Below are 22,527 nucleotides of genomic sequence, written 5' to 3'. Positions count from 1 at the left end.
GTGGTTACCAGTCCAGGGTCACTCTGAGGGTGTCGCGGTAAAGCCCGGCCGGCAGCGCACGCGGTTGCGCCACTACCACACCGTAGATGGGAATCGGTACTTGCTGGCTGCTGCTAATGGTGAAGGCCCGTGCCTGGCCGACGCCGTAGCGGCTGCTGCCGCCCGGGTCAACCGCCAGCTGGTATGGAATCAGTTCACGGCCGTTGCTCAGGCGGCGAATGCCATCGTCGCCATTGAGGCCACCATTGATACGCACGTTGAAGGCCCGAACCTCAGGCGTGCAACTGATCTGCAGGCTACCCTGACCGCCCACTTCGTCCACCTGGCTGCGCAACGGCTGATCCCAGTTCGGACCGCGCTCGCCAAAATCCAGTACGCCTGGGTCACCCAGCACGGCCGGTTGCGTCTCGTTGCTGCTGATCTGGCAAGACGCGCTGATCACCAGCCGCGCCTGGATGAAACCGGTGGTGCTGCCATGCACCGCACCGCCTGGGACCAGCAGCGGGCCGAGGGTGAGCAACAGGATCGAAGTGCGGCTCATGGCATGGCGTCCTTGTGCATGGTGGCGTCCTTACCAGGTGACGGTGACTTTCAGCAGATCGGCATAAACCCCTGCATCCGGCACCCAGGCCAGTTTGTCGATACGTGCATACAGCGGCAATTCAACCGAACCGCTGCCCGGTACACGCGCCGATTGGGCTACCCCCACTGCCAGCGGCTCACGCCAGGCAGCGTCACGGTACAAGCGGTAAGGAATGGGCCGCGCCAGGCGATCGTCGCTGGCCAGGTAGCGCAGTTCGCCGATGCCACCATGCAGGCCACCATCGACGCGCACCTGATAAGGCGTATCCGGGTTGCACTCCAGGCGCGGCGGACGCTGGCTCAGCAGCACACCACTCAAGGGCGCGCCAGGGCCATCCAGGCGCGCCGTAGCACCCAGGTCAATCCGCCCCAGGGCCTGGGCTCCCGCATCGCGGGTCTGGTTGACCAGCATGCAGCCACGCTGCACCAGTACCCGCACCTCCACGAGAAAATCCGCAGCCACGGTACTGCCGCTGAACAACAGGCCGAACAGCGCGGCCAGCATGCGCTCCGTCACCTTGTTATCCTTATCGAAACGTCTTGAACTGAGCGTAGCAGTGAGGCGGCGCAGCCGATGTGGCATAAAGCCATTTTTTTGTATTAGCGACAAAGCGATACCGTGGCATCAAAAAAAGCCTGTACCGCACAGAACCCGTGGCCACCCCGTGCCTCCAATGGCCAGGAGCCGGTAAATTCGCCGGGATTCTGTTAGGGTGAATCGTATTCGTCCCGCGCCAGACACCTGTGCCGTACACGGACGGACATGACAGGAGCTTTTTCAATCATGACTGCAGACAACTCACTGGCAGACGCCATGGAGCGCTGTGCCCAAGAACCGATCCAGGTTCCGGGCAGCATCCAGCCTCACGGCTTTCTGCTGGTGCTGGATGCCACCGACCTGTGCGTGCTGCAGGCCAGTGAAAATGTCGAGCACTGGTTGGGCTTGCCAGCCCGCGAACTGATCGGTTGCCACTTCGCCGACCTGGTTCACGAGGGCTTTGACCTGCACGCGCACCTCACACGGCTTCCCGAAGATGAAGTCTTCCCCTTCCACATTGGCGACGTGCGCTTGCGCCAGGGCGCACCCATCAGTGCCCTGCTGCACATGCTGGTCCATTGCCACGATCAGGTACTGATTGCCGAGTTCGAACCGCCCCGCCTGCCAGCAGACCTGGTCGGGCAAGGCGACTACTACCCGTTGGTGCGCAGCTTTGTCGCCAGTCTGCAACTGGCCGGCAGTATCGAAGACCTGCTGCAACAAGCGGTGCTGCAGCTCAAGCGCATCACCGGCTTTGGGCGGGTCAAGGCCTACCGGTTCGATGCCGAAGGCAATGGCCAGGTGCTGGCCGAGGTGGCCGACCCGGGCTACCCCAGCTACGCAGGCCTGTGCTTCCCGGCTGCAGACATCCCGCGCCAGGCGCGCGAGCTGTACCGGGTCAACCGAATCCGCGTAATCGAAGATGCCAACTATCAGCCCTCGCCACTGCTGCCCGCAACCAACCCGCGCACAGGCAAGGCGCTGGACATGAGTTTCGCTGTACTGCGCAGCGTGTCACCCGTGCACCTGCAGTACATGCGCAACATGGGCACGCTGGCCTCGATGTCGCTGTCGATCGTGGTCGACGGCGAGCTGTGGGGGCTGATTTCCTGCCACCATCAGCAGCCACGCCCGGTGGACCTGCGCACCCGCACGGCCTGCGAGCTGTTGGCCAGCGTGCTGTCGTTGCAGATAGAGTCCCGCGAGTCCCATGCCAGCACGCGCAAGCTGTTGGCGCTGCGCCAGCACATCGTACGCATGATCTCGTCCATGGCCGACCACGACAGCGTCAGTGACGGCTTGCGCGACCTGCCCCACGTGCTGCTGGCCTTCGCCGACGCCCAGGGCGCGGCAGTGATCTCGGCCGAGCGCTGTGACCTGATCGGCCAGACCCCACCTGAGGCCCAGGTGACGGCGCTGGTGCACTGGCTAGGCCAACGTGACGAAGACAGCGTGTTCCATAGCGACAACCTGCGCCGCGACATTATTGAGCTACCCGAGCTGGCAAACCATGCTGGCGGGGTGCTGGCAGTGGCCATCTCGCAGATCCACTCGCACTACCTGCTGTGGTTCCGCCCCGAGCAGATACGCACGGTCAACTGGGCCGGGCAGCCGACCAAGCAGGTCGGGCCACAAGGCAACCTCGACCCACGGCACAGTTTTGAACGCTGGCAGGAAGAACTGCGCGGCTATTGTCAGGCGTGGGACCCACTGGTGATCGAGGGCGTGATGGAGCTGCGCAGCGCTGTGCTGGGCATTGTCCTGCGCAAGGCGGAAGAGCTGGCACAACTGGCTGGCGAATTGCGCCGTTCCAACAAGGAGCTCGAAGCGTTTTCCTACAGTGTTTCCCACGACCTGCGCGCCCCGCTGCGGCACATCGCCGGCTATACCGAACTGCTTGGCGAAATCGAAGGCCAGGGCTTGAGCGAACGCGGCAAGCGCTTCCTGCAGCATATCGGTGAAGCGGCGCACTTTGCCGGGAGCCTGGTCGACAACCTGCTCAACTTCTCGCAGATGGGCCGCTCGGCCTTGCGCCTGTCCGACGTCGACCTCAACGCCCTGGTCGAGGCCATTCGCAGCGAGCTGGCCCCCGATTACGAAGGCCGCGCAATCGTTTGGGACATCGCCCCACTGCCCAAGGTGATCGGCGACCCGGCGTTCATCAACATGGCCTTGCACAACCTGATAGCCAATGCCATCAAGTACACTCGCGGCCGTACGCCTGCTCGCATCGAGATCAGTGCCGTACAGCACCCTGACGAAACCGAGGTCTGCATCCGCGACAATGGCGTGGGCTTCGACATGGCCTACGCCAACAAGCTGTTCGGTGTCTTCCAGCGCCTGCACCGCATGGAAGATTTCGAAGGCACCGGCATTGGCCTGGCGAGTGTACGCCGCATCATCGAGCGCCACGACGGTCGAGTCTGGGCCACTGGCCAGGTCGACCAAGGCGCCAGCTTCCACTTCACCCTACCCCGAAACACTGCTACCTGAGGCATCGCTACCATCATGCTCAAGCCCATTCTGCTGGTCGAAGACAACCCCCGAGACCTGGAGCTGACCCTGCTGGCCCTGGAGCGCAGCCAGTTGGCCAACGAGGTCATCGTGCTGCGTGACGGCGCCGATGCCCTCGACTACTTGCTGCGCCGCAACGCCTACGCCGAGCGCGATGACGGCAACCCTGCCGTGCTGTTACTCGACCTGAAACTGCCTAAGGTCGACGGCCTGGAAGTGCTCAAGGAAGTGCGCGCCACTGCCGAACTGCGCAGCATCCCCACCGTGATGCTGACCTCTTCGCGCGAAGAGCCCGACCTGCTGCGCGCCTACGAGCTGGGGGTAAACGCTTATGTGGTCAAACCCGTGGAGTTCAAGGAATTCGTCACCGCCATCTCCGACCTCGGGGTATTCTGGGCAGTGCTAAACGAACCGCCACCCGGCTCACTGCGACTGAACCGTCGCGGTAGCAACTGAGGCCGCCGCGACGATGCAGCAAACGCCGTTGAAAATACTGATGGTCGAAGACAGCTCGATGGACGCCGAGCTGACCCTGATGCGCCTGGAGCGCAGCGGGCTGCATGTGCAGTCGCAGCTGGTGTTCGACCATGCGGGTGTCGAACATGCCCTGCGCCAGGCCCGCTACGACCTGATCCTGTGTGACTGCGTGCTACCAGGCTCGTCCGGCACAGAAGTGCTGGCCATCGCCCAACGCCTGGCACCCGACATCCCGTTCATATTCCTGTCCGGCATTTATGGCGAAGAGCACGCGGTGGAAATGATCCGCCTGGGCGCGACCGACTATGTGCTGAAGAAGAACCTGCCACTGCTGCCCAAAGCCGTGCGCCGAGCCCTGAGCGAAGTGCAGGAACGCCAGCGCCGTCGCCGCGCCGAAGAGGCCCTGGCGGACGTCGAAGCACGTGCTCGCATTGCCATCGACGCCGCCGGCATGGGCACCTGGGACCTGCGCCCGCAAGAGGGCCTGTTGCTGTGGGATGACCGCTGCAAGACCTTGTTCGGCCTGCCCACCAGCACCGAAATGAGCCTTGAAGTGTTCTACGCCGGCATCTACCCCGACGACCTGCCACTGGTGCGCGAGGCGGTGGAACATGCCATGCGCCCGGAAAGTGACGGTCATTACCGCGTGGAGTTTCGGATCGCGCAACCCAATGGCCTGGAGCCTCGCTGGTTGCTGAGCAGCGGCCAAAGCCAGTTCGTCGATGATCAGTGCGTTCGCTTCTCCGGCGTACTGCAGGACATCCACGCGCAACGCCAGGCCACCCAGGCGCTGCGTCAGCTGAACGAGATGCTTGGCGAGCGGGTCGAACGCCGTACCCGCGAACGCGATCGTGCCTGGGAGCTGTCACAGGATTTGCTGGCCGTGCTGAACAAAGACCTGACCCCGGTCGCACTGAACCCCGCCTGGGAAGCCAGCCTGGGCTTCTCGCGCGAACGCCTGAGCCAGTCCTCCTTGCTGCACCTGCTGCCTGAGCACGACCAGGAACAGTTACTCACCGAACTGGCCGCCCTCGCCCACGGCCGCACCAGCGCACGCTTTGTCGGCCGCATCCTGCATGCCGGCGGCCAACAGCGCTGGCTGTCGTGGGTGGTGGTGCCGGAGGACACCCTGCTGTACGTGGTGGCACGCGACATCACCAGCGAGCGCGAAGCCGCCCTGGGCCTGGCAGATGCCAACGCCCGGCTGCGCGAACAGATCAACGAGCGCGAGCGCATCGAGGCCGCTCTGCAGCAGATGCAGCGGCTGGAAGCGGTTGGGCAACTGACGGCTGGCGTGGCGCATGACTTCAATAACCTGCTGACGGTGATACTCACAGGTGCCAGCTTTCTGGAGCGCGATCTGGCCAAGGCCGACCTGGACAAGGCCCGCACTCGCCTCACCCATATCCGCGAAGCGGGCGAGCGTGGTGCCAAGCTGACCTCGCAGTTGCTGGCCTTCTCCCGCCGCCAGCGTCTGGAGCCGGTGCCGCTGAACCTCAACCGTACCCTGGCCGGCCTGGAAGAGCTGCTGCGCCGCACGCTGGGTGGCAACGTCTCGGTGCGTCTGGACCTTGACCTGGCCCTGTGGCAGGCACTGACCGACCCCACCCAGACCGAGATGATCATCCTCAACCTGGCGATCAATGCCCGCGATGCCATGCCCGACGGCGGTCAGCTGACCCTGACAACGCGTAACACCCATATCGACCAGCGCCCGCAACGCCCGGAAGACCCGGACCCGGGCGAGTACGTGATGCTGAGCATCCGCGATACGGGTTGCGGCATGAGCGAAGAGGTGCTGGCCAAGGTATTCGAGCCTTTCTTTACCACCAAGGACATCGGCAAAGGTTCGGGCCTGGGCCTGGCCCAGGTGTTCGGCTTCGCCAAGCAGTCCGGTGGCGGTGTGCGCATCGACACCACACTCGGTCGCGGTACCGAAGTGGCGGTATACCTGCCGGCGGTAAAAGAGGAGATGGTGAACGAACCCGTGCCAGCAGTGCTCAGTCAGTCGATCAGCGAAAGCGGCCATAACCGCACGGTGCTGCTGGTGGACGACGACCATCTGGTGCGCGACATGCTAGGCGATGTGTTACGCCAATACGGCTACCAGGTGCGCCAGGCGCACAGCGGCGAGCAGGCATTGGCCTTGCTGGATGACGACATTGACCTGCTGCTGACTGATTTCGCCATGCCCGAGTTCAATGGTGCACAACTGGCGCTGGCTGCCCGCGAACGGTACCCCCGCCTGCCGGTGGTGTTTCTTACCGGTTATGCGGAGTTGCAGGGGCTGGAACTGCCGGGCAGCCTGGTGATCCAGAAGCCGGTGCAGGCTGATGAACTGGCCAGGGCGCTGAACGAAATGCTGGGGATTTCCGGGTAACCCGGTACGGCACGACCCGCGCTCAGGAGGCGCGGAGGCGCGCAAAATCACAAAAACGCGAAAACCCAGTGCTCATCTTTCCTGGCACCGGGTTGAATACGTTTGAATCTTGAAAAATGGCAGGGGCGGCTGGATTCGAACCAACGCATGGCAGGATCAAAACCTGCTGCCTTACCGCTTGGCGACGCCCCTGTATCGGATGCAGCATTTGCTGCTCTGACAATTCCAACTGAGTGACAACTGGGTTGTTGTCTTGGAATGCGCGGCACTTTAACAACAAACTTTCGGTCTGTGAACCCCCCTGATAAAAAAAATTGCCAAAAAACAGCGAGTTAGTCATTTCGGTGTTGGTGCAGCGACCGTCCGTCGGTTTCCGCCCGCCTCGCTTCAACACAATCGCATTCCGCACTTCCAATCAGATAAGCCCATTGCATTGACCAAGGAGGACCCCATGCCTGTCTCTCACGACCTCTACCAGGACCTGCACTACCCGCGCGAAATCGTCCAGCAGCGCCGCCAGCAGGACAAGGCGCTGGATCGCCTGCTGGACGAGTACGTGGACATCGACAACCAGGTGCTGGCTGCCGAATCGATATCGGCCGGTAACTTCGTCGATGAAGACCTGCGCCACCTCAAGGAGCGTCGCCTGGCGGTGAAGTACATGATCGAGCGCCAGCTGGAGCGAAAGGCATAGCCCGCACAGGCACAAGAGGCGGCCAGACCTATCGCAAGAAGTGATGATTGCCCGGCACTTTCTCTATTAGTCAAAATGGCCGCTCTCGGGCAAGCTGCAGGCTGCCCCGCCATCGCCCAAGGAGCGTTGCTTTTGTCTGCCTGGATCCCTACCCCGCTGCGCCAGCTTGGCCAACGCTTGCGCGGCACCGCCAATCAACAGAGCGAGCTGCTCGGCTGGTTCGAGGACAAGGCGCACAGCCGCGGTTATCAGCTGAGTGACGGTCAGCGGCGGGTAATCCACTGCATGGCCGAACAACTGACGCAGCTTGAACAAGGTCAACCGCGCAGTCTGTACCTGTACGGCTCGGTCGGCCGGGGTAAAAGCTGGCTGCTCGATGGCTTTTTCCAGGCCGTGCCGATAGCCGCCAAGCTGCGCCTGCATTTTCATGATTTCTTTGCACGCCTGCACCAGGGCATGCACCGCCACCGGGCGCTGGACGACGCGCTGGGCGCAACGCTGGACGAGCTGGTGGGTGGTTGCCGGGTGCTGTGCTTCGACGAATTCCACGTGCATGACATAGGCGATGCCATGCTGCTCACCCGGCTGTTCAACGCCTTGTTCGCCCGTGGCGTGTACTTGCTGGTGACCTCTAACTACGCGCCCGAAGGGCTGTTGCCCAACCCGCTGTATCACGAGCGTTTTCTGCCGGTCATTCGCCTGATCAACAGCTCGATGCACGTGCTCGAAGTCGGTGGCGACACGGATTTTCGCAGCTTGCCGGCCAACCGCGAGCATCAGCGTTTTACCCAGGGCCATTATGTCTGGCCGGGTGATGCGGCGCAGCGCCAGGCGCTGAATGTGCCGAGCGAACAACCGGTGATACTGGACGTGAACAAGCGCCCGCTGCGAGCGCTGGCCATCGATGGCCGGCGGGTGGTGGTTGGCTTTGACGATCTGTGCGAGAAGGCCACCGCGGTCATCGACTACCTGGTGCTGGCCAGGGACTATGACGAGTGGGTGATCGATGGGCTGGATGACCTCTCGGCGTGTTCGCTGGCGGCTCAGCAGCGCTTCGTCAACCTGGTGGATGTGCTGTATGACCAGGATCGGCGGGTGATTGTCATAGGTAAACGTCCGCTGGAAGAGAGCCTGGGCGGCCCGCTGGCCGACCTGATGCGTACCCGCAGCCGGTTGGGGCAACTGCACCAGATTGCCCCCTGAGCCTGCAGTGCCTGAGCCGGCCCTTTCGCGGGTGAACCCGCTCCTACGACGACCTGGACTGCGCCCAATCACCAATGTGTGTCCACGGCCTCTGCCGAACCACCGTTGCGCGTCCCGCCCGCGAAAGGGCCATCGTGGTCAAACCATCAACCCGCCCTGGGCAAATCCGCCAGCACCGCTTCGATCTCGCCCAGCACTGCCGGGTCATCCAGGGTCGACGGCGGCACATAATCCTGCCCATCGGCAATCTTGCGCAGCACCGCCCGCAGAATCTTGCCGGAACGGGTCTTGGGCAGGCGCTTCACCAGCCGTACCCGGTTGAAACAGGCCAGCGGGCCAATTTCCTCGCGCACGCTGCCCACCAGCTCCACCAGCAACTGCGCCTCGGCAATGCCCTCGCCATCCTTGAGTACCACCAGCGCCAGCGGTACCTGGCCCTTGATCTCGTCATGCACACCGATCACAGCACACTCCGCTACCGCCGGGTGGCGGGCGACCAGGTCTTCCATTTCACCGGTGGACAAACGATGACCGGAAACGTTGATCACATCATCGGTGCGCCCCATGATGTAGACGAAACCATCATCGTCCAGATAGCCGCCGTCACCCGTGTGGTAGTACCCCGGATACGTGCGCAGGTAGGCCTGCAGGTAGCGCTCGTGATCCCCCCACAGCGTCTGACTGCAACCGGGTGGCAATGGCAGGGCAATCACGATCGAACCCTGATGGTTGGCCCCGAGCAAGTGGCCTTCGTCATCCAGTACACGAACGTTGTAACCCGGCACCGCGCGGTTGCTCGACCCTGGCTTCGCCGCGCTGCCCTCCAGCCCGACGCAGGGCGCGGTGACCGGCCAGCCAGTCTCGGTCTGCCACCAATGGTCGTGCACCGGCTTGCCACTCACCCGCTCCAACCATTCATGGGTGCTGGAATCCAGCTTTTCACCCGCCAGGAACAGTTGCCGCAGCGAGCTGAGGTCATGCTTGCGAATCAGGTCGCCCTCCGGGTCTTCCTTGCGGATGGCGCGCATGGCCGTAGGCGCACAGAACAGCGCGTTGACCTGGTACTGCTCCACCACCCGCCAATAGGCCGAAGCATCCGGGGTGCGGATCGGCTTGCCTTCGTAGAACACCGTGGTACAGCCGCTCATCAACGGCCCGTAGACGATCAGTGAATGGCCGACCACCCAACCGACGTCTGAAATGCCCCACCACACATCGCCGGCCTGCATGCCATAGATATGGCGCATGGCGTAACACAGCGCCACGGCATTGCCGCCGTTTTCCCGGACGATACCCTTGGGCTTACCGGTGGTGCCTGAGGTATACATGATGTACAGCGGGTCGCCGGCATCAAGCTCGACGGGCGCCACCGGCTCGGCGTCGGCCAAGGCCGCCTGCCAGTCCAGGTCGCGGCCTGGCAGCAGTTCAGCGTGCGCCTGTGGCCGCTGCAGCACCAGCACATTGCGCGGCTGGTGCCGGGCCAGTTGCAGGGCACGGTCAACCAGCGGTTTGTATGCAATGACCCGGTCGAACTCCAGCCCGCACGATGCCGTCAGCAACAAGGTGGGCCGGGCGTCATCGATGCGCAGGGCCAACTCGTTGGCGGCAAAGCCACCGAACACGACCGAATGCACCGCGCCGATCCGCGCGCAGGCCAGCATCGCCATGGCCGCTTGCGGCACCATGGGCATGTAGATGATCACGCCATCGCCCTTGTTCACCCCCAGCTGGCGCAGCAAACCGGCCAGGCGTGCCACCCCGTCGCGCAACTGGTTGTAGGTGTAGGTCTGCTGCACGCCGGTCACTGGCGAATCGTAGATCAGCGCCAACTGCTCGCCCCGGCCCTGCTCGATCTGGTGATCGAGGGCCAGGTAACAGCTGTTCAGGCGGCCATCCGCGAACCAGCGGTGAGTACCGTCGGCGTTAGCTTGCAGGGTCAGGGCAGGCTTGCGGTGCCAGGCCAGGTGTGCGGCCTGTTCCGCCCAGAAAGCGGCAGGGTCGGAAATGGAATGGGCGTAGCTGTGCTGGTAGCTCATGTCGTTAGAAACCCGGTACTTGTTGTTATTGAAGGGCGAAACTTGAGTATGGACCGCTATACCCACGCCGCCATGGGACTAAAGTCACAACCGACCTGCAAATTTGCAGACAACGCAATTACGCCCCATAACGGTGCAAAGCCTCTAGAATAGGCCTCCCCTTCAACCACCGAGCAGCCCATGGACATCGAGCAGGCCCGTACCTTCCTGGAAATTGTGCGTTGCGGCAGCCTGGTCGCCGCGGCCGAACGCCTGTTCGTGTCACAAACCGCGATCACCGCGCGCGTGCAGCGCCTGGAACAGCAACTGGGTTGCCAGCTGTTCGTGCGTAGCCGCAGCGGCGCCAGCCTGACCAGCGATGGCGAAGCGTTCGTCAGTTATGCCAACCAGTTGGTGCAAACCTGGGAAGCCGCGCGCCGCGACCTGCCGTTGCCTGAAGGTTGCCAGCAGGTGCTGCATGTGGGCGGTGAGGTGAGCCTGGGCAACCCGATGATGCTCGACTGGGTAAGTGCCCTGCACCGTGAACTGCCCAGCCATGCCATCCGCAGCGAAGTCAGCGATGGAGAGTCGCTGCTGCGCAAGGTCGAGATGGGCTTGCTGGACGCCGCGCTGGTCTACCAGCCGACCTACGGTCCAGGCCTGCAGGTGGAGCAGTTGATGGAAGAGAAGCTGATTCGCGTGCGCCGGGTCGAGCGGCCCGAGCCGTACATCTACATCGACTGGGGCGAGGCCTTCCGCCGCCAGCATGATGCGGCCCTGCCCGACTGCGCGCGCCCGGCGCTTAGCTTCAACCTCGGCCCTTTGGCCCTGCAGTTCATACTCGACCAAGGTGGCAGTGGCTACTTCCGCACGCGGGTGGTGCAGGCCTATCTGGACAGCGGCGTGTTCGAGCGGGTACCGCAGGCACCGGAGTTCACCTACCCGACCTTCCTGGTGTACCCGCGTAAACGTGACAGCGAAGCCCTGCAACAGGCCTTCGCGATCCTGCGCCGGCTGATAGCTGCCGGCGCCAGCGACTGGTCACAACGCTGGGACCCGGTTATCTGAAGCCTCGGTCTTGCTGAGCAACTGACGCTTGAGGCCGGCGATCAGGTCGGTCTGGGTGATCACCCCCACCAGCTTGTCGCCATCAAGCACCGGCAAGCAGTGCAGGCCTTGTTCGCACAACAAGGGCAGCAGGCGTTCCAACGGGTGCTGGCTGCTGACACTGACAACCCGCCTGCTCATCACTTGTGCCATGCGCACCGCCTGGCGGCCGAACAGACCGCGCCAGCTGAAACGCCCACGCTGCATCGCCGGGCCAACCAGGTCGCTGAGGCTGACGATGCCTACAAGCTTGCCGTGCTGCAGGACAGGCAGGGTTTTCAGGTGATGGCTGGCGAGCATTTTCCAGGCCTGCTCCAGCGTGGTATCAGGCGTGACGAACTGCACATCGCGGGACATCACCGAGGCCGCGGTGATACCACCAAGGCTGCGCTGCAGGGCGTGCTGCTCGGTGGCGCGGATGATGCGCTCCAGCTCGTCACGGGTGACGTCGACGAACTCGCCCAGCTCTTCCAGGGCCAGGTCCAGGTCTTCACTGCGGATGCCGACCCGCTCGCCGGGCAGCGGGTCATGGGTGTGGTGCAGGTCTTTGCGTGGCACCGCGCCTTTCGGGTAGCGCACCCCCGTCAAACGGTTGTAGGCGATTGCCACTGTCACCAGGATCAACGCATTGAGCAGCACCGGCTCCAGCAGGTGATCGCCCAGGGCGGTCAACCCCGGGTCGGCCAGCACCGCGCTCACTGCCACACCGCCACCCGGCGGGTGCAGGCAGCGCAACAGGCACATGACCAGGATCGAGATGCCGAGCGCCGCAGCAGCCACCCACAGCTCGGGGCCGAAGCCTTCGCGCATGGCCAGCCCCACTGCACCCGCCAGGGCGTAGCTGCCCAACACCGGCCAAGGTTGGGCCAAGGGGCCGGAATGCACCGCAAACACCAGTACCGCCGAAGCAGCCAGCGGGCCGAGCAAGTGCAGGGCGATGCTGGAGCCATAGGCCAGGCTGGTCAGCCAGCCCGCGAGGAACAGGCCAAGCAGCGCACCGATACCGGCACGCAACCATTCTTTCGGGGGGATGTTGAGGGAGGCCGGCAACAGCCGCTGCAGACGACTTTCGGAACGCGAGGCAGACATTTGGGCAATCGGGATCTTTGGTTTTTCTGTTCAAAAAGAAAGCCCAGCCGAGTTGGCCTGGGCCTCGTATTGCGCATGCAATACCACAAGGGGCTCCGTCCGTGGAGAGATGGAAACCGCAGGGTTTCGTGGGGAGGATTTTGCCGGGTGGGGGGAATTTGGGCTAATTCAAAAAACTGCGGCTGTACTGCAATTTTTTTGCAGTACTGATAGGGCCAAAGGGGATTGCGTACACCTGTGGGAGCGGCCTTGTGTCGCGATGGGCCGCACAGCGGCCCCGGCATTATCAGGCCTTGCGCGGCAGGTCGATGCTCACCCGCAGGCCGCCCAGCGGGCTCTCCAGCAAGGCCAGGCGCCCTCCCCAGGCATCAACGATATCGCGCACGATGCCCAACCCCAGCCCATGCCCAGCCACCTGTTCGTCCAGCCGCGAACCACGCTCCAGCACCTGCTGCCGCTGGTCTTGCGCAATACCCGGGCCATCGTCATCAACCCACAGCCGGTAGCCCTCGGCGCTCGGCGCGATACCCAGGCGCACTTCGCTGTCTGCCCACTTGCAGGCGTTGTCCAGCAGATTACCCAACAGTTCCAGAACGTCCTCGCGGTCCCATGGCAACAACAGCCCGGGCGGCACATCACTTGCCAGCAGCAGGCCCTCGCCATGAATCATGCCCAAGGTCCCGAGCAACCCCGGCAGTTCGGCATCACAATCGAACTGCGCGCCCGGCAGCGCATCACCTGCCAGGCGCGCACGGTTCAGCTCGCGCGCCAGGCGTTCCTGAATCTGCTGCAACTGCTCGCGCATTTGCGCGCGCACCTCCGGCAGACCCTGCAAGCGTTCACTGGAGGCCAGGCTCAGCAGCACCGCCAGCGGCGTCTTCAGCGCATGGCCGAGGTTACCAAGGGCATTGCGTGAACGGCGCAGGCTGTCTTCGGTATGGCTAAGCAAGTGGTTGATCTGCCCCACCAGCGGTACCAACTCGCTGGGCACCTCGGCATCCAGCTGCGAGCGCTGCCCCTGCTGCAGTTGGGCGATCTGCTGGCGCGCCCGCTCCAGCGGCCGCAGCGAGCGGGTAACCGTGATGCGCTGCAGCACCAGAATCAGGATCAGCGCCACCAGGCCCATGCCCAGGCCGATCTGCTGCAAGCGTCGGAAACCTTCGCGCACCGGTGAATAGTCCTGAGCCACACTGATCGAAATGTCCTGGCCCAGGCGCCGGTAGTCGGCACGCAGGGCCAGCAGCTGCTGGCCTTCGGGGCCGAGTTCATGGCTATCGGAAAGCCCGGGCGCTGCGGGCTTGGGCATGTCCAGGTCCCACAGCGAACGAGACCTCCAGGTACCCTGGTCGAAATCGATGCGGAAGTAGTAACCGGAAAACGGCCGCTGATAGGCAGCCGAGATGCGCCGCTCATCCAGCTGCAGGCCCGAAGGCCCGCGCACCAATGCCACCAGAAGGTTCTCGCTTTCGTTGCGCAGGCCGTTTTCCAGATAACGTTGCAGGCCGGCCTCGAACAGCCACAAGGTCAGTTGCGCCAGCACCACGCCGACCACCACCAGTACCGCCACCAGGCCCAGGCTCAGGCGCGCCTGGATCGACTTCACTCGCCGCTCCCGGCATAGATGTAGCCTTGCCCGCGACGGGTTTCGATCACACTGCGGCCCAGCTTGCGGCGCAAATGGTTGACGTGGACCTCCAGCACGTTCGAGTCGCGCTCGGTTTCACCGTCGTAGAGGTGCTCGGCCAGGTGGCTTTTGGACAGGATCTGCTGCGGGTGCAGCATGAAGTAGCGCAGCAGGCGGAACTCGGCGGCGGTCAGTTGCACATCCACCCCGTCGCGGCTCACGCACTGACGGCTTTCGTCAAGGTGCAGGCCGGCCGCTTCCAGCTTCGGCTGATTGGCCAGGCCCCGGGCGCGGCGCAGCAACGCCTGGATGCGCAGTTGCAGCTCTTCGGGGTGGAAGGGTTTGCTCAGGTAATCGTCAGCCCCGGCCTTCAGCCCTTCGATGCGCTCGGCCCAGGAGCCGCGGGCGGTGAGGATCAATACCGGTGTGGCCAGGCCAGCGGCACGCCACTGGGCCAGCACGTCCAGGCCGGGCAAGCCAGGCAGGCCGAGGTCCAGGATGATCAGGTCGTAAGGCTCGCTTTGCCCCTGGTAAACCGCGTCACGGCCATCAGCCAGCCAGTCCACGGCATAGCCCTGGCGCTGCAGGCCGGCGGTCAGTTCATCGGCCAACGGTACGTTGTCCTCGACAAGCAACAGGCGCATTCAGTCATCTTCCTCGTCTTTGAGCAGGGCGCCGGTGCTGGCATCGAGCTTGATCTCGCGCACCACACCTTCAGTCGTCAGCAACTCGACTTCATATTCGTAGCGATCATCGTCTTCTTCCAGCTCGGCTTCCAGCAGACGCGCCCCGGGGTGACGCCCCAGGGCGGTCTCGAGCAGCTGTTCGAGCGGCAGGATGATGCCCTTCTGACGGAGCTTCAGGGCTTCATCCTGGTCCAGGTCGCGGGCAACAGCCAGGGAGCAGACGGCAAGCAGCGAGAGCGCCAGGTAACGTGCCGTCCGGGATACATGGATCATCAGCTGTCTCGTTCGTCCTTGAGCACCTCACCGGTCTTGGCATCCATGTCGACGTCCCATTCGACGTTCTGCGTATCACGCAGCTCGACCTTGTAGATGTAGCGGCCGTACTCGTCTTCAAGTTCCGAGTCAGTGACGGTGGCGCCTGGGTGCTTGGCCACGGCAGCGGCCTTGAGCTCGTCCAGCGACTTGATGGTCTTGGCGTTGACCAGTTTGACCACTTCGTCAGGCTGAACGTCCTTGGCGAAGGCGGCATTGGCGCCCAGGGCGAGGGCAGCGGCGGTGATCAGGGCAGTCATGGTTTTCATCGTTCTTCTCTCCTGAGAACTGTGCAAGTTGTCTACGGGGTTAAGATTAACCAGCGGTCCTTAATTCAACCTGAAAACAGCTGGCGGCATGATAGCGCAGTTACGCCGCCAACCCGACTCGACGCCGTGCAAGGTGCGGCCTTGCGCTGCGAAAGGGCCAATACAGGCACCTACAGGTGTGTTATCTGTAATGGCCCCCTCGCAGCACAAGGCTGCTCCTATGCCCAAGAGACCCGCCATGAGCGCCATCCACATCAAATACCCCGCCCTCACCTTCAAGGCCGGCCAGCGTGCCTTGCGACACATCCGCGAGCGCGGCCTGCAGGCGGCCGATGTCGGGGTATTGCCGGGCGCGGCGGGTGGGCCGAAGCCGCTGGGCATCCAGGGCCTGGACCTGGCGCTGTTCGGCGAGTGGCTACCCTCGGCACCCCGTCAGCGTGCCCTGATCGGCGCATCGATCGGTGCCTGGCGCTTCGCCAGCGCCTGCCTCGACGACCCGGTCGCCGGCATCCGTCGCCTGGGCGAGCTATACACCGAGCAGGATTTCGCCAAGGGCGTCACCCCGGCCGAAATCAGCCGCAGTTGCCAACGCATGCTCGATGACCTGCTGGAGGGCCGCGACGGCCAGCTGCTGGCCAACCCGCACTACCGCCTGAACATCCTGGTGGTGAAAAGCCATGGCCAGCTCGCTCACGACCATCGCGGCCGCCTGGGGCTGGGCCTGGGCTCGGTGGTTGCCAGTAACCTTTTGGGCCGTTCGCGCCTGGCCCGTCACTTCGAGCGCATCATTCTGCACGATGGGCGCGCCGCGCCTCCGCTCGACACGCTGACCGACTTCCCCTCACGCTACCTGCCGCTGGACTTGACCAACCTGCGCCACGCCCTGCTCGCTTCCGGGTCGATACCGATGGTCATGCAGGGCGTGAAAGACATCCCCGGCGCCGGCGCCGGCACCTACCGCGACGGCGGCCTGCTCGACTATCACCTCGACCTGCCCTATCGCGGCGACGACCTGGTGCTGTACCCGCACTTCACCGACAAGGTTGTACCCGGCTGGTTCGACAAGGCCCTGCCCTGGCGCAAGGGCGATGCCACCCGCCTGCAAAACGTGCTGCTGATGACGCCTTCGCCGCAATACCTGGCCGCCCTGCCCTACGGCAAGCTGCCCGACCGCAACGACTTCAAGCGCTTCATGGGCGATGCGCCAGGGCGCAAGCGCTATTGGTACAAGGCCATTGCCGAAAGCCAGCGCCTGGGGGATGAACTGCTGGAACTGACCGCCACCGGGCGGCTGCATGAACGCCTGCAAGCCTTGTAGCGGCCATGCTGGTAGACTGCGCGCATTATTGATTCACACAGAGTTATGACAGCGTGGAAATTTTCAAGGAATTCACATTCGAATCGGCCCACCGCCTGCCCCACGTCCCTGAAGGGCACAAATGCGGCCGTTTGCATGGCCACTCGTTCAAGGTCGGACTGCACCTGACCGGCCCGCTCGACCCGCACACGGGCTGGATCCGCGACTTCGCCGAGGTCAAGGCGATCTTCAAGCCGATCTATGATCAGCTGGACCACAACTACCTGAACGACATCCCCGGGCTGGAAAACCCCACCAGCGAAGTGATCGCCAAGTGGATCTGGGACCAGGTCAAGCCGCTGATGCCGGAGCTGTCCAAGGTTCGCATCCACGAAACCTGCACCAGCGGTTGCGAATACACCGGCGACTGATTCGCCCGGCTCACTGGCCCTGCGCGCTGCCCATGGCATCGCGCAGGAAGCTGGGGGCGATGTAGCGCTGGTAGTGCGCCTCTGAAAGCAGGAAGAACTCGCGATCGATCGCATCGCGCAATTGGGGCAGTTCCCAGTCACGGAACTCCGGCAGCAACACCATGCCATAGGCCTCCAGGTCACGGATCATCCGCGCCCCGCGGGCAATCAGCTGGTAAGCCCAGCAATACGCCGACTGCTGCTCGACAAAGCGGATGGAGCGCTGCTCCAGTTGCTGGCGCAGCAGGCCTTTGTCGAACACCTCAAGCTTGGCCATCATCACCTGCACCAGCAGCTGCTCAAGGCGCAACCACACGGCGCGCTTCTGCGTGTCGTCGTAGCCGTTCCAGTTGATCACTTCGTGGTGAAAACGCTTGCAGCCACGGCACACCGTGTCTCCGTACACCGTGGAGCACAGGCCGACGCAAGGGGTTTTGATGGACTTGTTGGACATGAAAAACAACAGCTTGGCGATGGAACACAGGCCCATGTTAGCCCTTTGTCTAACCAGGGTCACTCGTTAAAGTCATGAACACCGCCTTACCTTCAGGCTTTTTTTACCGTAGAATCACCCGGCCTTTTCAAAGGCAACAATGTCCGTTGGAAGCTGTTTTCAAAGCGTCACGAGCACAGTTGATCCGGTAGAACGGCGTTGGCCTGGGCCATGCATCCCTCGCATGCCCGCGCCAGCCCTCATCAGTCCCCGTTCTGCAGGCGTAAAACTTTGAAAGCAGCTTCTGTAAGGATTCCTTGCGACCCTGGTTGGGCGGCCCACAAAGCCGCGGCAGCGCATGGGTGCATTGAATGCTGGATAAGCGTCCCGGACCCCCTTTAGGGACCACTGATGAGGGAAATAACTGTGCTTGAAGCCTACCGCAAACACATCGAAGAGCGCGCCGCCCTGGGTATCGTTCCCCAGCCGCTGAACGCCGAACAAACTGCAGGCCTGGTCGAGCTGCTGAAAAACCCGCCGGCCGGCGAAGAAGCCTTCCTCGTAGACCTGATCACCAACCGCGTACCGCCAGGGGTCGACGAAGCTGCCTACGTCAAGGCCGCTTTCCTCTCCGCCGTCGCCAAGGGCGAAGCCAAGTCGCCACTGATCGACCGCAAGCACGCCACCGAACTGCTGGGCACCATGCAGGGCGGCTACAACATCGAAACGCTGGTCGCACTGCTGGATGACGCCGAACTGGGCGCCGTCGCGGCCGAACAGCTCAAGCACACCCTGCTGATGTTCGATGCCTTCCACGACGTGGCCGAAAAAGCCAAGGCCGGCAACACGCACGCCAAGGCCGTCCTGGAATCCTGGGCTGCCGGCGAGTGGTTCACCTCGCGCCCGGCCATCGCCGACAAGTACACCCTGACCGTGTTCAAGGTGCCTGGCGAAACCAACACCGACGACCTGTCGCCTGCCCCGGACGCCTGGTCGCGCCCTGACATTCCGCTGCACGCCCTGGCCATGCTGAAAATGGCCCGCGACGGCATCGAGCCGCAGCAGCCTGGTTCGGTCGGCCCGCTGGCCCAGATCGAAGCCGTCAAGGCCAAGGGCTTCCCGGTGGCCTATGTCGGCGACGTTGTCGGTACCGGCTCCTCGCGTAAATCCGCTACCAACTCGGTACTGTGGTTCTTCGGCGACGACATCCCTTACGTGCCGAACAAGCGCGCCGGTGGCTTCTGCTTCGGCACCAAGATCGCCCCGATCTTCTACAACACCATGGAAGACGCCGGCGCCCTGCCGATCGAATTCGACTGCACCAACCTGGGCATGGGCGACGTCATCGACGTTTACCCATACAAAGGTGAAGTACGCCGTCACGACAGCGACGAACTGGTCACCACCTTCGAGCTGAAAACCGAAGTGCTGCTGGATGAAGTCCGCGCTGGCGGCCGTATCCCGCTGATCGTCGGCCGTGGCCTGACCGAAAAAGCCCGTGCCGAGCTGGGCCTGGGTGCTTCCGACCTGTTCAAGAAACCAGAGCAGCCTGCCGATTCCGGCAAGGGCTTCACCCTGGCGCAGAAAATGGTCGGCCGTGCCTGTGGCCTGCCAGAAGGCCAGGGCGTGCGCCCAGGCGCCTACTGCGAGCCAAAAATGACCACCGTCGGCTCCCAGGACACCACTGGCCCGATGACGCGCGACGAACTGAAAGACCTGGCATGCCTGGGCTTCTCTGCTGACCTTGTCATGCAGTCGTTCTGCCACACCGCGGCCTATCCGAAGCCGATCGACGTCACCACCCACCACACCCTGCCAGACTTCATCCGCACCCGTGGCGGCGTGTCGCTGCGCCCGGGTGACGGCATCATCCACAGCTGGCTGAACCGCATGCTGATGCCTGACACCGTAGGTACCGGTGGCGACTCGCACACCCGCTTCCCGATCGGCATCTCGTTCCCAGCCGGTTCCGGCCTGGTGGCCTTCGCTGCCGCCACCGGCGTCATGCCGCTGGACATGCCAGAATCGATCCTGGTGCGCTTCAAGGGCAAACTGCAACCAGGCATCACCCTGCGTGACCTGGTTCATGCCATCCCTTACTACGCCATCCAGAAGGGCCTGCTGACCGTCGAGAAGAAAGGCAAGAAAAACGCCTTCTCCGGCCGCATCCTGGAAATCGAAGGCCTGGACGAACTGACCGTCGAGCAAGCCTTCGAGCTGTCCGACGCCTCGGCCGAGCGTTCCGCTGCCGGTTGCACCATCAAGCTGCCGGAAAAGGCCATCGCCGAGTACCTGCAGTCCAACATCACCCTGCTGCGCTGGATGATCGGCGAAGGCTACGGCGATGCCCGCACCCTGGAGCGCCGTGCCCAGGCCATGGAAGCCTGGCTGGCCAAGCCTGAGCTGCTGTCGGCCGACGCCGATGCCGAATACGCCGAAATCATCGAAATCGACCTGGCCGACGTCAAGGAGCCTGTGCTCTGCGCGCCGAACGACCCGGACGATGCCCGCCTGCTGTCCTCGGTACAAGGCGAGAAGATCGACGAAGTGTTCATCGGTTCGTGCATGACCAACATCGGTCACTTCCGCGCTGCCGGCAAGCTGCTGGAGAAGGTCAAGGGTGGCATTCCGACCCGTCTGTGGCTGGCTCCGCCAACCAAGATGGACGCTCACCAGCTGACCGAAGAAGGCTACTACGGCATCTACGGCAAGGCCGGTGCACGTATGGAAATGCCAGGCTGCTCGCTGTGCATGGGCAACCAGGCACGTGTGCAGACCGGTTCGACCGTGGTCTCCACCTCGACCCGTAACTTCCCGAACCGTCTGGGCGACGCGACCAACGTGTACCTGGCATCGGCCGAGCTGGCCGCTGTCGCTTCGATCATCGGCAAACTGCCGACCGTCGAAGAGTACATGCAGTACGCGAAAGACATCGACAGCATGGCTGCCGACGTTTACCGCTACCTGAGCTTCGACCAGATCGCCGAGTTCCGCGAAGCGGCAGCCAACGCCAAGATCCCGGTGGTCCAGGCGTAAGCTGAGTTACAGGTTGTAAACAAAGCCCCGGCAGCGATGCCGGGGCTTTGTTGTTTGGGCCTGTGCCGGCCATTTCGCGGCTAAAGCCGCTCCTACAGGGCTCCCACGGTGTTCGAGACCTGCGCATGCCCCTGTAGGAGCGGCTTTAGCCGCGAAGCAACCGGCACAGGCCATCTCATATCACAAACAAGTCCACGAACCTGTGCACAGCCGTGCCTTCCAGCTTCTGCTGGTCCTTGCACAGTTCGAAAACCTGCTGACACCGCTGCCGGGCAAAGCGGGTCGCCAGGTTGGCCCTGAACTTGGCCTCCAGCAACGGTATCCCCTCCCCGCGCCGCCGACGATGCCCGATCGGGTACTCCACCACCACTTGCTCGGTGCTGCTGCCATCCTTGAAGAACACCTGCAGCGCGTTGGCGATCGAACGCTTGTCCGGCTCCAGGTACTCGCGACTGAAGCGCGGGTCTTCCACCACCTCCATCTTCTCGCGCAGGCGGTCGATACTGGGGTGGTTGGCATGGAAAGCGTCCTCATAATGCTCCGCCACCAGATGACCAAAGATCAGTGGCACAGCCACCATGTACTGCAGGCAGTGGTCACGGTCGGCGGCATTGGCCAGTGGGCCGCTCTTGGAGATGATGCGGATCGCTGATTCCTGGGTGGTGATGACGATGCGGTCGACTTCATGCAGGCGGTTACGCACAAGTGGATGCAGAATCACTGCTGCCTCACAGGCGGTCTGGGCGTGGAACTCGGCAGGGAAACTGACCTTGAACAGCACATTTTCCATCACATAGCTGCCCAACGCCTGGGGCAGGCGCAGCTCGTACTGCCCGGCGGGCTTGAGCGCCAGGTCTTTGTTGGTATGGCTGAACGAAACATCGTAGAACCCCCACTGCGACGCCGTGAGCACGCCCGGCACGCCCATTTCCCCACGCAAGGCGATGTCGGCCAGGCGCACACCTCGGCTGGAGGCGTCACCCGCAGCCCAGGACTTGCGCGAACCGGCGTTGGGCGCATGGCGATAGGTACGAAGGGCCTGGCCGTCGACGAAGGCGTGGGACAAGGCCGAGAGCATCTGCTCACGATTGGCCCCCATCAGCCTGGCGCACACGGCGGTCGAGGCGACCTTCACCAGAATCACGTGATCGAGGCCGACACGGTTGAAGGCGTTTTCCAGCGCCAGCACGCCCTGGATCTCATGCGCCATGACCATGGCCTCCAGCACATCACGCATCAGCAGTGGCTCTTCACCCGCGGCAACCCGTTTCTGTGACAGGTGGTCAGCCACTGCCAGGATGCCGCCAAGGTTGTCCGAGGGATGAGCCCATTCGGCGGCCAGCCAGGTGTCGTTGTAGTCCAGCCAGCGCACCGTGCAGCCAATGTCCCAAGCGGCCTTGACCGGGTCGAGGCGATAGGAGGTGCCGGGGACGCGAGCACCATTCGGGACCAGCGTGCCTTCCACCTGGGGGCCAAGGAGCTTGGTGCACTCAGGGAAGCGCAAGGCGAGAAGGCCGCAACCGAGGGTGTCCATCAGGCAGTTGCGCGCGGTGTCCAGGGCCTCGCGGGATTCGACCCGGTAGCCGAGGGCGTAATCGGCCAGGGTTTGTAGCACCCGGTCGTAATCCGGGCGGTCGTTGAGGTCTACGTTGGCGCTCATATCCAGCTCCCTTCAGAATTGCCGGGGCTGCTGCGCAGCCCTTCGCGGGCTTGCCCGCTCCCACAGGTTGACCACGGCATTCAGAACCTGTGGTTACCCTGTGGGAGCGGGCAAGCCCGCGAAGGGCCGCTTGGCGGCCCC

General features: G+C 63.4%; 19 protein-coding genes and 1 tRNA gene. 9 read left to right on the top strand and 11 right to left on the bottom strand.

Annotated features, from left to right (window positions below):
• Positions 1 to 4: 4 nt before the first annotated feature.
• The gene (locus N5D53_RS06025; RefSeq protein WP_064493411.1) at positions 5 to 541 is read right to left on the bottom strand and encodes a spore coat U domain-containing protein; all 537 of its coding nucleotides are present in this window, start codon (positions 539 to 541) and stop codon (positions 5 to 7) included.
• A 30-nt stretch (positions 542 to 571) separates the two neighbouring features.
• Positions 572 to 1,099, bottom strand: coding sequence for a spore coat U domain-containing protein (locus N5D53_RS06020; protein ID WP_104962126.1), 528 nt, complete (start codon positions 1,097 to 1,099; stop codon positions 572 to 574).
• Positions 1,100 to 1,366: 267 nt separating this feature from the next.
• Between N5D53_RS06020 and N5D53_RS06015 the strand changes: the two genes are divergently transcribed.
• The 3 genes from N5D53_RS06015 to N5D53_RS06005 are packed head-to-tail and all read left to right on the top strand — an operon-like array spanning position 1,367 to position 6,491.
• Entirely contained in the window at positions 1,367 to 3,613 is a 2,247-nt protein-coding gene (locus tag N5D53_RS06015; RefSeq protein ID WP_190869101.1) for an ATP-binding protein, read from the top strand.
• 15 nt (positions 3,614 to 3,628) lie between these two features.
• Positions 3,629 to 4,090 (top strand): response regulator, encoded by a 462-nt coding sequence (locus tag N5D53_RS06010; RefSeq protein WP_003250360.1) that lies wholly within the window; start codon positions 3,629 to 3,631, stop codon positions 4,088 to 4,090.
• 13 nt (positions 4,091 to 4,103) lie between these two features.
• Positions 4,104 to 6,491 carry a response regulator gene (locus N5D53_RS06005; protein ID WP_266022856.1) on the top strand — a complete coding sequence of 796 codons (2,388 nt, stop codon included), beginning with the start codon at positions 4,104 to 4,106 and terminating at the stop codon, positions 6,489 to 6,491.
• A 117-nt stretch (positions 6,492 to 6,608) separates the two neighbouring features.
• Here the strand turns inward: N5D53_RS06005 and N5D53_RS06000 are convergent.
• A tRNA-Gln gene (locus N5D53_RS06000) sits at positions 6,609 to 6,683 on the bottom strand.
• Positions 6,684 to 6,942: 259 nt separating this feature from the next.
• Here N5D53_RS06000 and N5D53_RS05995 point away from each other — a divergent pair.
• Together N5D53_RS05995 and zapE are read left to right on the top strand one after the other, a co-directional pair.
• Complete coding sequence (locus N5D53_RS05995; protein WP_020193386.1) at positions 6,943 to 7,185, top strand: hypothetical protein; 243 nt, start codon at positions 6,943 to 6,945, stop codon at positions 7,183 to 7,185.
• 132 nt (positions 7,186 to 7,317) lie between these two features.
• Positions 7,318 to 8,388 carry a cell division protein ZapE gene (zapE, locus tag N5D53_RS05990; RefSeq protein WP_190869100.1) on the top strand — a complete coding sequence of 357 codons (1,071 nt, stop codon included), beginning with the start codon at positions 7,318 to 7,320 and terminating at the stop codon, positions 8,386 to 8,388.
• A gap of 146 nt (positions 8,389 to 8,534) precedes the next feature.
• Here zapE and N5D53_RS05985 read toward each other — a convergent pair whose 3' ends face one another.
• Positions 8,535 to 10,424: a propionyl-CoA synthetase gene (locus tag N5D53_RS05985; protein WP_190869099.1), complete on the bottom strand. Its 1,890-nt coding sequence runs from the start codon at positions 10,422 to 10,424 to the stop codon at positions 8,535 to 8,537.
• 180 nt (positions 10,425 to 10,604) lie between these two features.
• On the opposite strand from N5D53_RS05985, the gene N5D53_RS05980 reads away from it, so the two are divergent.
• Positions 10,605 to 11,471 (top strand): LysR family transcriptional regulator, encoded by an 867-nt coding sequence (locus N5D53_RS05980; RefSeq protein ID WP_020191989.1) that lies wholly within the window; start codon positions 10,605 to 10,607, stop codon positions 11,469 to 11,471.
• On the opposite strand, the gene N5D53_RS05975 is transcribed toward N5D53_RS05980, so the two are convergent.
• The 5 genes from N5D53_RS05975 to N5D53_RS05955 form a co-directional block, all read right to left on the bottom strand.
• Positions 11,445 to 12,599, bottom strand: coding sequence for an HPP family protein (locus N5D53_RS05975; protein WP_190869098.1), 1,155 nt, complete (start codon positions 12,597 to 12,599; stop codon positions 11,445 to 11,447). The two genes, N5D53_RS05980 and N5D53_RS05975, sit on opposite strands and share 27 nt — an antisense overlap.
• Positions 12,600 to 12,885: 286 nt before the next feature.
• Complete coding sequence (locus tag N5D53_RS05970; RefSeq protein WP_190869097.1) at positions 12,886 to 14,202, bottom strand: sensor histidine kinase; 1,317 nt, start codon at positions 14,200 to 14,202, stop codon at positions 12,886 to 12,888.
• On the bottom strand, positions 14,199 to 14,867 hold the full coding sequence (locus tag N5D53_RS05965; RefSeq protein WP_010953307.1) for a response regulator transcription factor: 669 nt from the start codon (positions 14,865 to 14,867) through the stop codon (positions 14,199 to 14,201). The genes N5D53_RS05970 and N5D53_RS05965 overlap by 4 nt, the downstream gene beginning before the upstream one ends.
• The gene (locus N5D53_RS05960; protein WP_003250344.1) at positions 14,868 to 15,182 is read right to left on the bottom strand and encodes a PepSY domain-containing protein; all 315 of its coding nucleotides are present in this window, start codon (positions 15,180 to 15,182) and stop codon (positions 14,868 to 14,870) included.
• The gene (locus tag N5D53_RS05955; RefSeq protein WP_010953306.1) at positions 15,182 to 15,490 is read right to left on the bottom strand and encodes a PepSY domain-containing protein; all 309 of its coding nucleotides are present in this window, start codon (positions 15,488 to 15,490) and stop codon (positions 15,182 to 15,184) included. Before N5D53_RS05955 ends, N5D53_RS05960 begins: the two co-directional genes overlap by 1 nt.
• A gap of 238 nt (positions 15,491 to 15,728) precedes the next feature.
• On the opposite strand from N5D53_RS05955, the gene N5D53_RS05950 reads away from it, so the two are divergent.
• Both N5D53_RS05950 and queD read left to right on the top strand, forming a co-directional pair.
• A complete protein-coding gene (locus N5D53_RS05950) occupies positions 15,729 to 16,808 on the top strand; it encodes a patatin-like phospholipase family protein (RefSeq protein WP_004573881.1) in 1,080 nt (359 codons plus the stop codon).
• Between the two features lie 53 nt (positions 16,809 to 16,861).
• Positions 16,862 to 17,218: a 6-carboxytetrahydropterin synthase QueD gene (gene queD / locus N5D53_RS05945; RefSeq protein ID WP_003250327.1), complete on the top strand. Its 357-nt coding sequence runs from the start codon at positions 16,862 to 16,864 to the stop codon at positions 17,216 to 17,218.
• Between the two features lie 10 nt (positions 17,219 to 17,228).
• On the opposite strand, the gene N5D53_RS05940 is transcribed toward queD, so the two are convergent.
• The gene (locus N5D53_RS05940; protein ID WP_162490568.1) at positions 17,229 to 17,711 is read right to left on the bottom strand and encodes a DUF1289 domain-containing protein; all 483 of its coding nucleotides are present in this window, start codon (positions 17,709 to 17,711) and stop codon (positions 17,229 to 17,231) included.
• Between the two features lie 405 nt (positions 17,712 to 18,116).
• Between N5D53_RS05940 and acnB the strand changes: the two genes are divergently transcribed.
• Entirely contained in the window at positions 18,117 to 20,726 is a 2,610-nt protein-coding gene (gene acnB, locus N5D53_RS05935) for a bifunctional aconitate hydratase 2/2-methylisocitrate dehydratase (RefSeq protein WP_012053050.1), read from the top strand.
• Positions 20,727 to 20,901: 175 nt separating this feature from the next.
• On the opposite strand, the gene prpD is transcribed toward acnB, so the two are convergent.
• On the bottom strand, positions 20,902 to 22,386 hold the full coding sequence (gene prpD, locus N5D53_RS05930; RefSeq protein ID WP_014753825.1) for a 2-methylcitrate dehydratase: 1,485 nt from the start codon (positions 22,384 to 22,386) through the stop codon (positions 20,902 to 20,904).
• Between the last annotated feature and the right edge of the window lie 141 nt (positions 22,387 to 22,527).

Source organism: Pseudomonas sp. GD03862 (genome assembly GCF_029840855.1).
Lineage (GTDB): Bacteria > Pseudomonadota > Gammaproteobacteria > Pseudomonadales > Pseudomonadaceae > Aquipseudomonas > Aquipseudomonas alloputida.
The sequence above is the reverse complement of the archived record's forward strand: the minus strand, read 5'-3'. Positions and strand labels throughout refer to the sequence as shown.

What these genes read in the sequence shown, in the direction of transcription:
- N5D53_RS06025 (WP_064493411.1), bottom strand. Translation starts at nt 541, where the DNA reads ATGAGCCGCACTTCGATCCTGTTGCTCACCCTCGGCCCGCTGCTGGTC.
- N5D53_RS06015 (WP_190869101.1), top strand. Translation starts at nt 1,367, where the DNA reads ATGACTGCAGACAACTCACTGGCAGACGCCATGGAGCGCTGTGCCCAA.
- N5D53_RS06010 (WP_003250360.1), top strand. Translation starts at nt 3,629, where the DNA reads ATGCTCAAGCCCATTCTGCTGGTCGAAGACAACCCCCGAGACCTGGAG.
- N5D53_RS06005 (WP_266022856.1), top strand. Translation starts at nt 4,104, where the DNA reads ATGCAGCAAACGCCGTTGAAAATACTGATGGTCGAAGACAGCTCGATG.
- N5D53_RS05995 (WP_020193386.1), top strand. Translation starts at nt 6,943, where the DNA reads ATGCCTGTCTCTCACGACCTCTACCAGGACCTGCACTACCCGCGCGAA.
- N5D53_RS05985 (WP_190869099.1), bottom strand. Translation starts at nt 10,424, where the DNA reads ATGAGCTACCAGCACAGCTACGCCCATTCCATTTCCGACCCTGCCGCT.
- N5D53_RS05980 (WP_020191989.1), top strand. Translation starts at nt 10,605, where the DNA reads ATGGACATCGAGCAGGCCCGTACCTTCCTGGAAATTGTGCGTTGCGGC.
- N5D53_RS05975 (WP_190869098.1), bottom strand. Translation starts at nt 12,599, where the DNA reads ATGTCTGCCTCGCGTTCCGAAAGTCGTCTGCAGCGGCTGTTGCCGGCC.
- N5D53_RS05965 (WP_010953307.1), bottom strand. Translation starts at nt 14,867, where the DNA reads ATGCGCCTGTTGCTTGTCGAGGACAACGTACCGTTGGCCGATGAACTG.
- N5D53_RS05960 (WP_003250344.1), bottom strand. Translation starts at nt 15,182, where the DNA reads ATGATCCATGTATCCCGGACGGCACGTTACCTGGCGCTCTCGCTGCTT.
- N5D53_RS05955 (WP_010953306.1), bottom strand. Translation starts at nt 15,490, where the DNA reads ATGAAAACCATGACTGCCCTGATCACCGCCGCTGCCCTCGCCCTGGGC.
- N5D53_RS05950 (WP_004573881.1), top strand. Translation starts at nt 15,729, where the DNA reads ATGAGCGCCATCCACATCAAATACCCCGCCCTCACCTTCAAGGCCGGC.
- N5D53_RS05940 (WP_162490568.1), bottom strand. Translation starts at nt 17,711, where the DNA reads ATGTCCAACAAGTCCATCAAAACCCCTTGCGTCGGCCTGTGCTCCACG.
- prpD (WP_014753825.1), bottom strand. Translation starts at nt 22,386, where the DNA reads ATGAGCGCCAACGTAGACCTCAACGACCGCCCGGATTACGACCGGGTG.